Origin of the sequence: Actinomadura sp. J1-007, from assembly GCF_009793335.1 — a bacterium.
Taxonomy (GTDB): domain Bacteria; phylum Actinomycetota; class Actinomycetes; order Streptosporangiales; family Streptosporangiaceae; genus Spirillospora; species Spirillospora yumaensis.
In genome coordinates this window covers 980,461-995,834 of sequence record NZ_WING01000003.1, presented here as the reverse complement: position 1 = coordinate 995,834, position 15,374 = coordinate 980,461, and the positions used below count along the sequence as shown (strand labels likewise).

Below are 15,374 nucleotides of genomic sequence, written 5' to 3'. Positions count from 1 at the left end.
GACCTGTGGGGAGACACGTCCGCGAGCGGTCAGCGGCCGGCCAGGCGGCGGAAGAGGCCCTCAAGGTCGGTCTTGCCGGAGGCGCCCGGGTTGATGTCGAACGCCCCGCCGGGAATGGCGTTCATCATCAACGGGGCCATGACCACCTGGTCTCCCACGACGACGGCCACCTTGGCGGCGGGCGCGTTCACGTCCCGGCGGTACGCCGCGGCGGCCTTCTCGGTCAGCTGTACGAACCGCGCGGTGTCGGCGTTCGTGAGCCTCACGGCCAGCAGCGGCGTCGGGGAGCCCTGCCCGGGGTCCGCCGGCCGCATCCTGATCTCGTTGACCGCGGAGACCGCGAAACCGCCGCCCAGCTCGTAGCAGGTGCGGCCGTCGCTGCTCGCCGTCCTCGCGTTCCCGCACGGCGCCGGGCTCTCGGCGCGCACTTCCCGGAGCTGCATCGGTACGTGCAGCCTGCCGCTGTACGCGCCGTTCGAGCCGCCTTCCTTGCCCTTGTGGCCGGAGTCCGACGCCATCCGCACCGCCGCGTACCCGCCCGCGCCGATCAGCACGGCGGCGGCCAACGCCGCTGCCGTCACCAGCACGGCGACCCGCCGCCGCCCCGAAGCCCCCGGCGCCGAACCCGTCGGCACCGGGGGAGGGAACGGCCGCTTGAAAGAGGGCGGCGTTTCAGCGTGCGGGGGCGGGGCCGGGGCCGGCACCACGGGCACCCACGGCTCCTGCGCGGCGCGGGTCAGCAGCTCGTGGAGCCGGTCGGCGGTCAGGCGTTCGGCGGGGTCCTTGCGCAGCAGGCCGGTGAGCGCGGGTTCGAGCGGACCGGCCTTGGACACGGGCAGCGGCGGCTCCGTCGCGATGGCGACGAAGACCGCGCCCGGGTTCCCGCCCTCGAACGGCCGGCGGCCCTCGACGGCCCGGTACAGGGTCGCGCCGAGCGACCACAGGTCGGACGCGGGCGTCGCCGCCTCCCCGCGGATCTGCTCGGGGACATGAACGCGGGCGTCCCGAGCAGCGCCCCCGAACGGGTCAACGTGGCGTCCCCCTCGACGGCGGCGACGCCGAAGTCGGTCAGGATCGCGCGGTCGCCGTCGAGCAGGACGTTCGCGGGCTTGATGTCGCGGTGCGTGATGCCCGCCCGGTGCGTGGCGCGCAGCGCGTCGAGGACCTGGAGGCCGAGCTCGGCGACCCGCCGCGCGGGCAGCGGCCCCTCCGCCCTGAGCAGGTCGTCCAGCGAACGGCCCCGCACGAACTCCATGACGATCCACGGCCGCCCGTCCTCGCCGGTGATCCGGTCGTGCACGGTGATGATGCCCGGATGCGTCAGCCGCGCCGCCGCGCGCGCCTCCCGGTCCAGCCGCGCGATCCACGACGCGCGCTGCGCCTGGTCGAGGCCGTCCGGCAGCCGCACTTCCTTGACGGCGACCTCGCGGTCCAGCTCCGCGTCGTGGGCGCGCCAGACCGCCCCCATGCCGCCCTGCCCCAGCAGTTCGGCCAGCCGGTAACGCCCGGCCAGCACCCGTCCGAGATCCTCAGCCACAGCAAGGAAAACTAGTCCACCCGCCGGAGGACGGCGCCCGCCGTCCGAACCGGCCCGCCCGGACGGGACGCCGCCGTGACCCTCGCGGGCGTTGCGTGACCGATAAGGCGCACAGCGTAACGATCTGGTGTGGAGGGTAGACCTCGGGCGCACCTCCCGATCCCCCCTGGAGCCACCAGTGCATCGAACGATCCTTGTCATGATCACGGACGGTCGCGACGCGGACACGGCGCTCGCCGGGCAGGTCCGCCGCGTGCGCTCGGCGATGGAGGAGTCCGGCTTCCCGACCCGCTGGACGAACCGCGGCGACGACGCCCTGGCGGTGATCGGCTCGGACGCCTCGCTGGGCGCGGTGCTGCTCTCCTGGGACCTGCCCGAGGCCGAGCGGGTGCTGCGGGCGGTGGCCGAGCGCTTCCGCCGCCTGCCGGTGTTCCTGGTGGCCTCCGGCGAGGAGCCCCCGCTGTGGGTGTACGAGGTCATCCAGGGCTACGTCTTCCCGCTGGAGGACACCCCCGGCTTCATCGCCGGGCGCATCACGCACGCGGCCGAGCAGTACGGCGAGCAGCTCCTGCCGCCGTTCTTCGGCGCCCTGCGGCGCATGGAGGACCGCCATCGCTACTCCTGGCACACCCCGGCGCACGCGGGCGGCATCGCGTTCCTGAAATCACCGGTCGGCCGGGCGTTCTTCGACTTCTTCGGAGAGAACCTGCTGCGCGCCGACCTGTCCATCTCCGTCCCCGAACTGGGGTCCCCACTGGACCACACGGGCCCGATCGGCGACGCCGAACGCAACGCCGCCCGGGTCTTCGGCGCGGACCGCACGTTCTTCGTGGTCAACGGCAACTCGACCGCCAACCGCGTCGTCGCGCACCACGCGATCGCGCGGGACGACACCGTGCTGGTCGACCGCAACTGCCACAAGTCGATCCAGCACGCCCTGACCATCACCGGGGCGCGCCCCGTCTACCTGGTCCCCGAGCGCAACGGCCTCGGCCTCGCCGGGCCCGTCCCGCCCGCCGCGCTGGAGCGGGCGGCGGTGCGCGCGCGCCTCGCCGGCCACCCGCTCGCGGCGGGGGACCCCACGTACGCGGTGATCACCAACTCGACGTACGACGGGCTGTGCCACGACGCGGTGCGCGTCGGGGACCTGCTGTCCGCGTCCGTCCCGCGCGTGCACTTCGACGAGGCGTGGTTCGCCTACGCGCGGTTCCACCCGCTGTACGCGCGGCGGTACGGCATGGCGGTGGACGAGCGGACCCTGCCGGGCGAGCGGCGCCCGACCGTGTTCGCGACCCAGTCCACGCACAAGCTGCTCGCCGCCCTCTCGCAGTCCGCGATGCTGCACGTCCGCCCGTCCGAGCGGGCCCCGGTGGACTACGACCGCTTCAACGAGACGTACCTGATGCACGCCTCCACCTCGCCGCTCTACCCGATGATCGCCTCGCTGGACGTCGCGGCGGCGATGATGGACGGCCCGTCCGGGTCGTTCCTCACGGGCGAGGCCATCGTGGAGGCGGTCCGGTTCCGGCAGGCGATGGCGCGGCTGGCCGTCCGCGTCCGCGAGGACGGCGGACGGCCCGGCTGGTTCTTCGGCGTGTGGCAGCCGCCCGGCGTCACCGATCCGCGCACGGGCCGCTCGGCCGCCTTCGCCGACGCCGACCCGGCGCTGCTGGCCGCCGATCCCGGCTGCTGGACGCTGGAGCCGGGGGCCGCCTGGCACGGGTTCGACGGCCTGGAGGACGGCTACTGCCTGCTGGACCCGATCAAGGTGACGATCACCTGCCCCGGCGCGGACGCCGTCACCGGGACCCTCGACGAGGGCGTGCCGGCCCGGATCGTCGCCGCCTACCTCCAGCGGCGCGGCATCGTGGTGGAGAAGACCGGGGACCACACCCTGCTGGTGCTGTTCTCGATGGGCATCACCAAGGGCAAGTGGGGCACGCTGATCGACGCCCTCATCGACTTCAAGAACGCCTACGACGACGGCGTCGCCCTCGACGCCCTGCTGCCGGGCCTCGGTCCGCCCGGCGTCACGCTGCGCGCGTTCTGCGACCGGGTGCACGGCACGCTGCGCGACGCGCACCTCGACCTGCTGCTCGACCAGGTCTTCACCGACCTGCCCGAGCCCGTCCTGACGCCGTCCGACTGCCACCAGGCCCTCATCCGGGACCGCACCGAGCGCGTTCCCCTGGACGGCCTGCCGGGACGGGTCGCCGCCGCCACCGTCGTCGTCACCCCGCCCGGGATCCCGATGCTGATGCCGGGCGAGCTGGCGGGGCCCGCCGAGGGCCCGCTGGTGACCTACCTGCGCGCGCTGGAGTCGTTCGACCTGGCCTTCCCCGAACTGGCCACCGAGATCCACGGAGTCCACCGGGCCCCGGACGGGCGCTACCGCGTGGAGGTCGTGGCACGCTGACCGCCACGGCCACCACGGCGACGCGCTCCGTCCGGGGCGCCGGACCGGGCCGGCCGTTGACCGTGCGCTCCCGGCCCGTTCAGCCGTGACCCGCCGCGGACCCGTCCGGGAGCCGGCGGCGAACCTCGGCCGATCCGCGGATCTCCTCGGCATCGGTCCTGATCCCGAAGCGGTCGAACACCTCCCAGCAGCGGTCGGCGGTGCGGCTCTCCAGCCCGGGCAGGGGCTCGTCGTCGGCTCCGGCGAACTCGGACCAGACGCGCGCACGGAGCTGGAACGGCCCTTCGGTCGACCATCCGCCCCCTTCGGCGATCCGGGCGGAACACCGGTCGAGAAGCACGTTCGCGAACTCCGCCGCGGAGCCCCCGTACATCTCGATCCCGCTGCCCCCATCGCCGGGGACGCGGGCCCACCGCCCGCCGGGCTCCACGGCATGGCACTCGATCACGAACACGTACGGACCCATGCCACGAGTGTGGACCACCCCCTCAACGCGCCGCCACGCGCCCCGTGCGGCGGCCGGGCGCGGGGTCAACGGGCGAACTTCTCCTTGGCCTCCGGAGTGACCGGGGTGAAGAAGTTGACGAGGTTGCCGTCGGGGTCGCGGAACAGCAGCGACCGGTTGCCCCACGGCATCGTGGTGGGCTCGTTGACGAACTCGACGCCGGCCTCGGCCAGGTCCCGGTGCGCGCGGTCAACGTCGTCCACGAGGAACTCGATGATCACGCTGCGGTTGTCGGCCGGGCGTGCGGAGTCCGGCGCGAACAGCGGGACGGTGCGCGTGCTCGCGATCGCGAGGGTGGCGGTCGGGGTCCTCAGCTCGCTGAAGTCCTCGGTGGGCCGCGTCGCCGAGACCCCCGTGGCCCGCTCGTAGAACCCGGTGAGGCGCGCGACGTCGGCGGTGATGACGCGGATCGAGACGAAGTCCATGGCGATCTCCTTGGTCGGTCGTGTATCTGCACGTCACAGGCTAGATCGAATAGTGGACAGAAACAGTCCACTATTCGCATAGACTTCTCCCATGTCCCGTCCCGCCGGCCGCGTGCTGCGACTCCTGGAGCTGCTCCAGTCCGGCGGCACCCGGACGGTGGCCGAGCTCGCCGACCGGCTCGGCGTCGAGGGGCGCACCGTCCGCCGGTACGTGGACCAGCTCGTCGACCTCGACGTGCCCGTGGAGTCGGTGCGCGGCCGCTACGGCGGGTACCGGCTCGCCCGCGGCTACCGGCTGCCCCCGCTCGTGTTCAGCGACGACGAGGCGCTCGCCGTCCTGCTCGGTCTGATCGCCGGCCGCCGGGCGGGACTCGCGACGGCGGAGGGCACGGCGAACGAGACGGCGGCGGCCAAGATCCAGCGCGTGCTGCCCGCGCGCCTCGCCGACCGGCTCGACACCGTCCTGGAGTCGCTGGACTTCACGGCGCCGCCCCGCGAGTTCCCCGCCCCGGACGCCGAGGTGCTGCTCACCGTCGCCGACGCGGTGCGCCACCGCCGGCCGGTCGCGATCCGCTACACCGACCGCGACGGCCGGCGCAGCGACCGGACGCTGCACGCGTACGGGATCGTCGCGCATTCGGGCCGGTGGTACGTCACGGGCGCGGACCCGGAGGCCGGCGAGGACCGGACCTTCCGGCTCGACCGGATCGCGGACGCGAGGGCGCTGCCGGGCTCGTTCGCGGCGCCCGCGGGCCCGGACCCGGCGCAGCGCGTGCTGTCGGGGTTCGCCACGGCCGACTACCGGCACGAGGTGGTTCTGCGGATCCACGGGACGGTCGAGCAGATCCGAGCCCGCCTTCCCGCCGCCGTCGCCCGCGTGGAGGAGGCCGAGCCCGCAGCGGCCGAGGACCCGGCGGCCGAGGACCCGGCGGCCGAGGGCCTGGCGGGCGAGGGCCCGGCGGGCGAGGGCCCGGCGGGCAAGCACCCCGCGGGCGAGGGCCCGGCGGGCGAGCGCTGGTGGCGCGTGGAGATACGGGCGGAACGGCTCGACTGGCTGCCCCCGGTCCTCGCCTCGCTCGACCGGCCGTTCGTCATCGAGCGCCCCGACGAGCTGCGCGACCTCGTCATCGCGCTCGCCGACCGCCTCGCCTCCCACGCCCGCCGCACCTGAGGGCGACGGCCCGGCCGGACCGCGAGCGCCTCCCTACGCCCGCGGTCCGGGGCCGGGTCTGTTCAGTTCCGGTTGATCGTGAACGTGGTGGTCGTGTTGCGGATGTCCTCGTGGTTGTCGCGGAGGCGCAGGCCGGTGAACGTCGCCGACCCGACGGCCGGGCCCTGGCCGGGTTCGGGAAGCTCGTTGACCCAGATGCCGAAGCCGGACTTGGCGTCGAACGCGTCGCCGCTCTTGCGGGCGCCGGTCACGCTGACGTCGTCCAGGACGGTGTCGGTGATGGGGTTGAGCGGCTGCCCGCCGGTGTACTTGGTCTGGAACATGATCCCCGAGTACGTGGGATCGAGGATGTCGACGTCGCTGACGCGGATGCCGCGGAACGGGTACTCGCCGGAGAACAGCCACAGCGCCGGGAAGGTCTGCTGCCCCCAGAAGTGGCCGCCCGCCCGTACCAGGGAGATGTGCTCGAAGCGGGTCTGCGGCGTCGACTCGAAGCCGCGGGCCGGGATGCCCCCGAACCGCAGGGTGCCGATCGTGATGCCGGAGTAGACGAGGGTGTCGGCGATGTGGATGTTCCGGAACGTGTTGCCGCCGCCCCCGTAGACCGCGAGGCCCGCGGCGCGCCAGGTCAGCAGCGACGTGAGGTTCTCGTAGACGTTGCCGGTCTGCTGCTCGTCGTGGTTGTCGGTCGCCGGGAACAGCGCGAAGCTGTCGTCGCCCGTCGTCCGGGTCTCGATATCGGACACGTGGTTGTCGCTGCTGCCGTTGGTGAGGTTGAGGCCGTCCGCCCAGGTGTTCCGGATGCGGGAGTTCCTGATCGTCGAGCCGTCGACGTTGGACCCCCAGAGCAGGCAGACGACGTGCTCGGCCCAGATGTCGTCGATGGTCAGGTCCCGGACGCCGGTGAGGTCGAACACCTTGCCAGGCCCGTCGATGCGCGAGGTGTAGTTGCCGAAGAACGCGAAGCCGGAGAACGTCGAGCCGTTGGCCGTCGCGTCCGGGCGGAACCCGGCGTCGGTGTTCTCCTGCTCGGGCGGCGTGCGGAACCGGGTGAACCACGGGCCTGCGCCGACGACCTTGAGCGCCTTGCCGTAGACCTGGAACTTCTGCGCGGTCGGGTAGTCGCCCGGCGGCAGGTAGACGCCGACCAGGCCGGGGTCCTGGCGCGCCTTGTCGAGCGCGTCCTGGACGTTCTGGTGCGTGAACCCGGCGGGCACCGCGTAGCGGGCGGGATCCGGGTTCGGCTTGGCGGTCGCGAGCTCGGTGTTGACGAAGTCGATGGCGTAGGAGGCGGCGGTGTTGGCGGCGTCCTTCTGCAACCTGATCTTGCTGCCGGCCCGGACGGTCGTGCCGAGCATCAGGCTCGCCTCGTCGTAGATGTGCCGGGGCGCGCCCGCGGACGGCGAGTTGCTCGGATTGGCCTCGTCGCCGTACACCCACGAGTAGCGGGACGTGAGGTCGATGGCCTTGAGGAACGTGCCGTCCACGTAGACGTTCAGCGAGGCGCTTCCCGGCGCGTCCGGGATCGAGAAGCGCGTGACGAGCGTGTTGGTGGCGGCCCTGGTCGTGAACTCGACGCTCGCGCCGGTGGCGGCGAGCCGGACCGCGCGGCGGCCGGACGCCTCGCCCGCGAGGTCGCCGACGGTGCGGTTCGGGCCGACGACGGACGCGCCGCCGCCGAGCACGCCGTCCTCCGCCTCGTACATGTCGTACGGCATGTTCGCGCCGCGTCCGACGGTCATCGCCTGCGTGGCGGTGTTGTTGGCGCGCTTGACGGGCACCTCGGTGGCGTCGTCCGCGATGACCGTCTTCACCGTGTACCGGCCGTTGGCCGCCGTCCACGTGCCGAGGCTGACGGGGGCGGCGGACGCGCCCGGCGCGAGCGAGCCGGTGTGGGCGCCGGTCAGGGTCTTCACGGCCGTGCCGTCGTCGTCCAGGACGGTGAGGGTGACGCCGTGGGACCCGGAAGCGGTCGCCAGGGTGCCGTCGTTGCGCAGCGTCACGGAGAACGAGACGGCGTCGCCGTTCTGCGGGTTGCCGGGGCTCCACGTGACGGCCTGCGCGACCAGGTCCGAGCTCGGCACCGGCCCGACGGTCAGTCTCGTGGACGCGGTGCGCGTGTTGTCGGTCTCGTTGAGTTCGATGTTGGCGTCGTCGGCGTCGGCCGTCGCGCCGACCGTGTAGGAACCGGCGTCCCGGGTGCCGATCGACGCCGACACGGTCGTCGAGGCGCCGGGCTCCAGCGCGCCGACCTGGGCGGACGCCGTCCGCTTGGCACCGACCAGGAAGTCCAGGCGGCTCGGGTCGGCCGCTCCCGTCCCGCCGTTCCTGACCGTGGCCCGGAGGGTGATCTCGTCGGTCTCGATGGGGGACGGCGGCGTCCACGACACGTCGGTGACGGACAGGTCGGGCGTCGGCGCGGGCGTGCCGAGCACTTGGAACTCCGCGGCCTGCGCGCCGGGCGCGCCGGAGTTCGCGGCGAACTTCAGCCGCACCTCCGCCGCGTTCGCGTCCACCGGGATCGTCACGGTGTTCCCGGTGGACGGGGCGAACGTGTAGGCGGCGGACGGCTTGAGGGTGGCGAACGAGGCGTTCGGGCTGCCCCGCCCCTGCACCTCGATGGTCTGGGTACGGGTCGCCCACGCCGCGTCGGGGTTCAGCTTGACGACGACGGCGGAGACCTCGGCCTTGGCGCCGAGGCTCACGGTGAGCGTCGCCGGGTACGCGCCCGCGGCCGACTCCCAGTACGTCGCGGTGCTGCTGTCGTTGGCGTTGCCCGCGACGAAGTCGTACACGTGGGACGAGGCGGTGATGGGCTTCCCGGCAGCGAGGTTGGTCCCGCCGCCTTGGCCCTGCCGGGTGACGACGTTGCTGTCGGGCGAGACGTTGCCCGCGGCGTCCCGCGCCCGCACGTAGTACGAGACGGTCGCCGTGGCGGGCTGCGTGTCGGTGTAGGCGAGGACGTCGCCCGCGACGGTGCCGCGGAGCGCGCCGTTGGCGTACACGTCGTACGCGGTGACGCCCACGGCGTCGGACGCCGCGTTCCACGTCAGCCTGATCTGCCCGGGGGAGGGCGCGGCGAAGGCGAGGCCGGACGGCGCGGTCGGCGGGGTCTGGTCGCCGGTGGACGGCCCGTACACCTCGAACTCCGACAGTTGCGCGGCGGGCCAGCCGGTGTTGGCCGTGACGTGGACGCGCAGGTAGCGGGTGAGCGTGGCGGCGTAGGTCAGCGTCACGGTGTTGCCGGAGGCCGGGTCGAACACCCGTCCCGATGAACCGGCCAGCGTGCTGTAGGAGGTGCCGTCCGTGCTGCCCTGGACCGACAGCGTCTGCGTCCGCTTCGGCCAGTTCGCCGCCGGCAGCTTCAGGACGACCTTGTCGGTGTCGACCGCGGCGCCCAGGTCGACCTGGACCCATTGGGGGAACGCGTCGCCGGTGCTCTCCCAGTAGGTGGACCGGTCGCCGTCGTTGACGTTGGCGGCGGGGTACTCGCGGTGGGACCCGCTGGCGGACACGGACCTGCCCGCCGCCAGGTTCGCCCCGGCCGCCGGGGCCGCCGCGGCGGGGCCGCCGCCGCGCCGAGCACGCCGGTCGCGACCATCGCCACGGCCAGCAGGATGCGCAGGTACTTCTGTCTCATCGCTGGTTCTTCTCCCTGTCGGTGAGTGGGGGTGGAACACCTGCCTGGGAGGAGCGGCAGAAGCCGTCGACCGGCGTGGCCGGACGGTGGGCGGCGATCGTTCAGTGCAGCCAGACGGCCGTGTCGGGCGGCAGACGGCCCCCGTCCAGGGGACCGCTGGCCAGGCGGACCTCCCCGGACACCGGCACGGGCCGGGAGCCGAGGTTGACCACGCAGGTCAGCCCGGAGTCGCGGGTGAACGCGAGCACGCCGTCGTCCGACGGGAGCCAACGCATGGCGCCGTCGCCCAGCTCGGCCGCGCGGATGCGCAGGGCCGCGCGGTAGAGCGACAGCATCGAGGACGGGTCGGACTGCTGGGCCTCCACCGTCAGCTCCTTCCAGTCCGGAGGCTGCGGCAGCCACGGCTCGGCCGACCCGAACCCGAACGGCGGCTCGACGCCCGACCACGGCAGCGGCACGCGGCAGCCGTCCCGCCCCCGGTCGGTGTGGCCGGAACGGCGCCAGATCGGGTCCTGCCGCAGGTCGTCCGGCAGGTCCTCCACCTCGGGCAGCCCCAGCTCCTCGCCCTGGTAGACGTAGGCGCTGCCCGGCAGCGCCAGCGACAGCAGCGCGGCGGCGCGGGCGCGGCGCAGGCCGAGCGCCGGGTCCACGGGCATGCCGTGCTTGCGGTCGTCGTGCGAGAACGAGGTGTCGGCGCGGCCGTAGCGCGTGACCGTACGGGTCACGTCGTGGTTCGCCAGGACCCAGGTCGCCGGGGCGCCGACCGGCGCGAGCGTCGCCAGGGTGTCGTCGATGACGGCGCGCAGCGCGGCGGCGTCCCACGGCGCGCCGAGGAACGGGAAGTTGAACACGGTGTGCATCTCGTCCGGGCGCAGGTACCGGGCCAGGCGGAGCTGGTCGGGCAGCCACACCTCGCCGACCAGCATCCGGCCCGGGTAGGAGTCGGCGAGCCGCCGCCAGCCCCGGTAGATCTCGTGGACGCCGTCGCGGTCGGTGTAGGGGTCCAGGCCGTCGGGCTCCGCGTCCGGGTCCTTGACGAGGACGGCGGCCGAGTCGACGCGGACCCCGTCCACCCCCGGTCGAACCAGAACCGCAGCACGTCCAGGAACTCGGCGTGCACGTCGGGATGCGTCCAGTTGAAGTCGGGCTGCTCGGCGGCGAACAGGTGCAGGTACCACTCGCCGTCCGGCACCCGCGTCCACGCCGGGCCGCCGAAGATCGACTGCCAGTCGTTCGGCGGCTCGCCCGGCGCCGCGCCGCGCCGGAACCAGAACCGGGCGCGCTCGGGCGAGCCCGGCCCCGCGGCCAGCGCCGCGCGGAACCAGGCGCTCCGGTCGGAGGTGTGGTTGGGCACCACGTCCACGACGACCCGGATGCCGAGCGCGTGCGCCTCGCCGATGAACGCCTCGGCCTCCCCGAGGGTGCCGAAGACGGGGTCGATGTCGCGGTAGTCGGCCACGTCGTAGCCGCCGTCGGCCATCGGCGACGGGTACCACGGGTTCATCCAGACGGCGTCGACCCCGAGCTCCGCCAGGTACGGCAGGCGGGAGCGGAGGCCCGCCAGGTCCCCGACGCCGTCGCCGTCGCCGTCGGCGAAGCTGCGCGGGTAGACCTGGTAGATCACGGCACTCCGCCACCATGGTTCAGGCATGCTGCGGCACTCCTCCTGCGTAACGGGTGGGAACGAACGAAGCGGCAGGGCGGTCCGCCCGGATCAGCCTTTGAGGCCGCCCGCGGTCAGGCCCGCCATGATGTGCCGCTGGAAGACGAAGAACACGACGATCGTGGGCAGGCTGGCGATCACCAGTGCGGCGGTCATCGTGGTCTGCGGCATGTTGGCCCGCAGCGAGGCGATCCCGACGCTGATCGTCATCTTCTCCGGGTCCTGGAGCGCGAGCAGCGGCCAGGCGAAGTCGCGCCACACGTTCACCACCGTGAAGATCGACACCACGCCGAGGATCGGCCGCGACACCGGCAGCACGATCGAGCGCAGGATCCGCCACGGCGAGGCCCCGTCGATCTGCGCCGCCTCCAGCAGTTCGGTGGGGATCGAGTCGAAGAAGCGCTTCAGCAGGAAGATGTTGAACCCGTTGGCGACCGCGGGCAGCCAGATCGCCCACGGCGTGTTCAGCAGGTCCAGCCGGACGATCGGCACGTCCTTGACCGTCAGGTACGTCGGCAGCAGCAGCACCGTCGGCGGGATCATCAGCGTCGCCAGCATCATCAGCAGGATCACGTTGCCGAACAGCGGGCGCAGCTTCGACAGCGCGTACGCCGCGCCCACGTCGAACGCCAGCGCGAACGCCCACGCCCCCACCGCGTACTGGAGCGTGTTCAGCATGAACCGGTCCAGGTTCATCAACCGCCACGCGTCCCGGTAGCCGTCCAGGGAGAACCGCGACGGCACGTACGTGGGCGGGATCCGCGCGAACTCCGGGCCGGTCTTCATGGCCCCGGTGACCATCCAGTACAGCGGGAACACGAACACCGCGGTGAACCCGACGACCGTCGCCGCCAGGACCGCCCAGTAGATCCGGCGGCCCCACCGGGAGTTGAGCTGGTGCGAGGAGATGATCGTGCGCTGCTCGGACGTGAAGCGCCCGCCCCGCCCGCGCCGCCGCCGTTCCCGCCGGGTCGCCGGGGCGAGGGGGGAGGCGGGCGGGCGCGGCGAGGCGGTGAGGTTGGTGGACATCGTGGCGTCCCCTTAGGTGTTGTCGCGCGACAGGCGCAGGTACGCGGCGGAGAAGACGATGAGGACGAGCATGAGCATCAGGCCGAGGGCGCTGCCGCCGCCGAAGTTGCCGTAGCTGAACGCGTACCGGTACATCAGGTAGACGACGCTGATCGTCGCGTCCTCCGGGCCGCCGCCGGTGAGCAGGTACGGCTCGATGAACACCTGCATCGTCGCGATGATCTGGAGCAGCAGCATCACCAGCAGGATCAGCCGGGTCTGCGGGATCGTGACGTGCCACACCCGGCGCAGCGCGCCCGCGCCGTCCAGCTCCGCCGCCTCGTACAGCTCGCCCGGGACGGTCTGGAGCGCGGCCAGGTAGATCAGCGTGCCGGTGCCCAGGTTCATCCAGGTGGTCACGATCACCAGCGAGAGCAGCGCGGTGCCGGTCGAGTCGAGCCAGCTCAGCGCTGGCAGGTGCGCCAGCCGCAGGACCTGGTTGAACAGCCCCGGGCCCGGATCGTAGAACCATTTGAACAGCAGCACCGACACCGCCGGCGGCAGCATCACCGGCAGGTACACCACGAACCTGAGGTAGGCGCGGGCGTGCCTCAGCTCGTTCAGCACCAGCGCGATCGCGAACGGGACCAGGTAGCCGAACACCAGCGCTAGCAGCGTGAACGCCACGGTGTTGACCCAGGCGGCGTGGAACGCGGGGTCCTGGAGCACCGTCCGGAAGTTGTCCAGGCCGACCCAGACCGGCGCGTCCACGAAGTTGTTGCGCTGGAAGCTCAGCACGAACTCGCGGATCATCGGGTACCAGGAGAAGAACGCGAAGCAGACCAGGGCCCCGCTCAGGAACCCGTAGGCGCTGATGTTCCGCCGCGCCGCCGGCCCGAGCCGCGCGCCGCGGGACCGGCCGGACCGCCCGCCCCGACCGTGCCGTCCGCCGCCGGGACCGCGGGCGCGCCCGCCGCGGGCCGCGCGGCGGTCACCGCCGCGCGGCGTGCTCTCCAGCATCGTCATGATCGTCCTTGTCCGCGGCCCGGAGCCGCCGTCGCCGTGCCCGGGTCGCTCGTCCGCGACCGGGGCCGCCTCGTCCGCCTTCGTCCGCCCGCGCCGGGAGCCGCGGGAGTGTGCCGTCGCGTGCGCGGTCCGCGCGGCCGGGGGCGCCCGCCGTCCCGCGGGCCGGCCGCCCCCGGCCGCCCGCGGCCTCAGCCGCCGGTACGGGCGAGCACGGCGTTGACCTTCTTCTCCGCCTCGGACAGCAACCGGCCGATGTCGGCGTCCCGCCTGGTCAGCACGGCCGACATGGGGCCGTCGAGGACGGCGTAGACGGCCTGTGCGTTCGGCGGCTCGGTCTTCGGGCGCACGTTCGCCGACCCGTCCTCGTACGGCGCGAAGTGCTCGACCGGCACCGTCGCGTACCGCCTGCGCAGCTCGCGGTCCTCCCGCGCGGCCCCGGCGCCCGAACCCCACAGGATGTTCTCGGGCACGCCGACCGGGCGGCCGAGCGACTTGAGCTGCCGGTGGTCGAACTGCCCCTGGCCGGGCGTGAGGTTGCGGAAGTCCAGCCAGAGCAGCGCGGCCTTGATCCGGTCCGGCCCGGCCTTGGGGTTGATCATGTAGCCGTCGCCGCCCAGCAGGGACGCCGGCGCCTCCGGCAGCGGCGCCGCGCCGATGTCCTCGATCTTCGCGCCGAAGTTGAGCGCGGCCTCCACGGCGACGTCCGGCGCGCCGACCATCATGCCGAGCCTGCCGCCGCCCATCAGCCGCATGAGGTCCTCCCAGCGGTGGAGCTGCTTGGCGCCCATGCTGTCGTCGGTCCAGCGCATGTCCTTGAGGTTCTGGAGGACGGCCCGTCCGGCGGGCCCGTTGAACGCGGCCTTCCTGCCGTCCGGCGTCACCACGTCGCCGCCGCGCCCGTACAGCTCGGAGGTGAAGTGCCACCCGCCGTTGCCGCCCGCGCTGTACTCGCCGTAGCCGACGTGGCCGGGACCGAGCGCGGCGATCTTCTTCGCGGCCTCCCGTACCTGCGCCCACGTCTTCGGCGGCTGGTCGGGGTCGAGGCCCGCCCGCGCGAACAGCTTGCGGTTGTAGACCAGCCCGGTGGTGTAGGCCTTGCGCGGCAGCCCGTAGACGCGGCCCTTGGCGTCCTTGAACGCCTGGAGGTAGGGCGGGTTGATGTCCTTGAGCCGCTTGACGCCGCCCAGGTACGGCGTGATGTCGGCGGCTTGCCGGTTCCTGATGATGTTCTGCGTGTCGGTGTAGTAGACGTAGAACACGTCCTCCATCTGGCCGCCGGCGAGCTTGGCCTGGAAGGTCTCCGGGACGATGCAGGGGAACGCGTCCCTGCTGACGATCGTGATGTTCGGGTACCGAGCCTGGAACGCCTTCACGTCGGCGTCCCACGCGGCGCGTTCGGCCTTGGCGGTCTTCGGGGCTGGCAGCCGACCGTGATCGTCACCTTGGTGTTCGGATCGAGCGGCCCGGCGGAGCCGGCCTTGCCGGAGCCGCTGTCCCGGCTGGACTTGGCGCCGCACGCGGCCGTCGTCCCCGACAGGGTGAGCGCGGCCGACAGCAGGACGGCGAGATGACGGAGTCTCATGGGCGTTCCTCCCGGAGGGCGGTTGCGAGGAACATACAGAGACGTACATCACATGGCAAGAGTCGAGCAGAAAACCACAAATTCACGACAGCCCGTTGCATGATCGGGCGGCCCGAAAACCCGCAGGTAGACGGCCAGCACCCCCGGCCCGCGCGGCTCCACCGACACCGAACCCCGGCGATCAGGTGACGGAATCCGGCCACCCGCGACCCGTTCGACGCCCGCACCGGCCGATCACCGACGAACGCGGGAAAGACCCCGCGTCCCCCGCGCAGCGAGGGCGCGGCGAGGCGCGGCGAAACGTACGGCGGGACGTGTGGTGGGGCGTACGGCGGGCGTGCGATGGGGCGCACGGCGGGGCGCACGGCGGGGCGCGCGGCGGGGCGCGCGGCGGGGTGCGC

At 73.0% G+C, this 15,374-nt stretch carries 11 protein-coding genes and 1 pseudogene; 2 read left to right on the top strand and 10 right to left on the bottom strand.

The annotated features are described in order from the left end of the window. Positions 1 to 29: 29 nt before the first annotated feature. Both GEV43_RS48970 and GEV43_RS48965 read right to left on the bottom strand, forming a co-directional pair. Positions 30 to 833 (bottom strand): hypothetical protein, encoded by an 804-nt coding sequence (locus GEV43_RS48970; RefSeq protein ID WP_206681747.1) that lies wholly within the window; start codon positions 831 to 833, stop codon positions 30 to 32. Then, positions 764 to 1,537: a serine/threonine-protein kinase gene (locus GEV43_RS48965; RefSeq protein WP_206681746.1), complete on the bottom strand. Its 774-nt coding sequence runs from the start codon at positions 1,535 to 1,537 to the stop codon at positions 764 to 766. Before GEV43_RS48965 ends, GEV43_RS48970 begins: the two co-directional genes overlap by 70 nt. Positions 1,538 to 1,736: 199 nt before the next feature. On the opposite strand from GEV43_RS48965, the gene GEV43_RS45870 reads away from it, so the two are divergent. After that, positions 1,737 to 3,953, top strand: coding sequence for an Orn/Lys/Arg decarboxylase N-terminal domain-containing protein (locus tag GEV43_RS45870; protein ID WP_160826830.1), 2,217 nt, complete (start codon positions 1,737 to 1,739; stop codon positions 3,951 to 3,953). A 79-nt stretch (positions 3,954 to 4,032) separates the two neighbouring features. Here GEV43_RS45870 and GEV43_RS45865 read toward each other — a convergent pair whose 3' ends face one another. After that, a complete protein-coding gene (locus GEV43_RS45865) occupies positions 4,033 to 4,419 on the bottom strand; it encodes a hypothetical protein (protein WP_160826829.1) in 387 nt (128 codons plus the stop codon). A gap of 65 nt (positions 4,420 to 4,484) precedes the next feature. Continuing rightward, entirely contained in the window at positions 4,485 to 4,883 is a 399-nt protein-coding gene (locus tag GEV43_RS45860) for a VOC family protein (RefSeq protein ID WP_160826828.1), read from the bottom strand. 91 nt (positions 4,884 to 4,974) lie between these two features. Between GEV43_RS45860 and GEV43_RS45855 the strand changes: the two genes are divergently transcribed. Beyond that, positions 4,975 to 6,054 (top strand): YafY family protein, encoded by a 1,080-nt coding sequence (locus GEV43_RS45855; RefSeq protein WP_160826827.1) that lies wholly within the window; start codon positions 4,975 to 4,977, stop codon positions 6,052 to 6,054. A gap of 62 nt (positions 6,055 to 6,116) precedes the next feature. On the opposite strand, the gene GEV43_RS45850 is transcribed toward GEV43_RS45855, so the two are convergent. The 6 genes and pseudogenes from GEV43_RS45850 to GEV43_RS48960 form a co-directional block, all read right to left on the bottom strand. Beyond that, positions 6,117 to 9,569, bottom strand: a complete 3,453-nt coding sequence (locus GEV43_RS45850) for a discoidin domain-containing protein (protein WP_206681745.1) — start codon at positions 9,567 to 9,569, stop codon at positions 6,117 to 6,119. Positions 9,570 to 9,795: 226 nt separating this feature from the next. Further along, a pseudogene (locus GEV43_RS45845) lies at positions 9,796 to 11,345 on the bottom strand (glycoside hydrolase family 13 protein). 63 nt (positions 11,346 to 11,408) lie between these two features. Then, positions 11,409 to 12,386 (bottom strand): carbohydrate ABC transporter permease, encoded by a 978-nt coding sequence (locus tag GEV43_RS45840; protein ID WP_160826825.1) that lies wholly within the window; start codon positions 12,384 to 12,386, stop codon positions 11,409 to 11,411. A gap of 12 nt (positions 12,387 to 12,398) precedes the next feature. After that, positions 12,399 to 13,391 carry a carbohydrate ABC transporter permease gene (locus GEV43_RS45835; RefSeq protein WP_241684537.1) on the bottom strand — a complete coding sequence of 331 codons (993 nt, stop codon included), beginning with the start codon at positions 13,389 to 13,391 and terminating at the stop codon, positions 12,399 to 12,401. A gap of 188 nt (positions 13,392 to 13,579) precedes the next feature. Next, the gene (locus GEV43_RS45830) at positions 13,580 to 14,764 is read right to left on the bottom strand and encodes an extracellular solute-binding protein (RefSeq protein ID WP_206681744.1); all 1,185 of its coding nucleotides are present in this window, start codon (positions 14,762 to 14,764) and stop codon (positions 13,580 to 13,582) included. Then, positions 14,761 to 14,973 (bottom strand): hypothetical protein, encoded by a 213-nt coding sequence (locus tag GEV43_RS48960; RefSeq protein WP_206681743.1) that lies wholly within the window; start codon positions 14,971 to 14,973, stop codon positions 14,761 to 14,763. The genes GEV43_RS45830 and GEV43_RS48960 overlap by 4 nt, the downstream gene beginning before the upstream one ends. Positions 14,974 to 15,374 lie beyond the last annotated feature (401 nt).

What these genes read in the sequence shown, in the direction of transcription:
- GEV43_RS48960 (WP_206681743.1), bottom strand. Translation starts at nt 14,973, where the DNA reads ATGAGACTCCGTCATCTCGCCGTCCTGCTGTCGGCCGCGCTCACCCTG.
- GEV43_RS45855 (WP_160826827.1), top strand. Translation starts at nt 4,975, where the DNA reads ATGTCCCGTCCCGCCGGCCGCGTGCTGCGACTCCTGGAGCTGCTCCAG.
- GEV43_RS45865 (WP_160826829.1), bottom strand. Translation starts at nt 4,419, where the DNA reads ATGGGTCCGTACGTGTTCGTGATCGAGTGCCATGCCGTGGAGCCCGGC.
- GEV43_RS45840 (WP_160826825.1), bottom strand. Translation starts at nt 12,386, where the DNA reads ATGTCCACCAACCTCACCGCCTCGCCGCGCCCGCCCGCCTCCCCCCTC.
- GEV43_RS45860 (WP_160826828.1), bottom strand. Translation starts at nt 4,883, where the DNA reads ATGGACTTCGTCTCGATCCGCGTCATCACCGCCGACGTCGCGCGCCTC.
- GEV43_RS45870 (WP_160826830.1), top strand. Translation starts at nt 1,737, where the DNA reads ATGATCACGGACGGTCGCGACGCGGACACGGCGCTCGCCGGGCAGGTC.
- GEV43_RS45835 (WP_241684537.1), bottom strand. Translation starts at nt 13,391, where the DNA reads ATGACGATGCTGGAGAGCACGCCGCGCGGCGGTGACCGCCGCGCGGCC.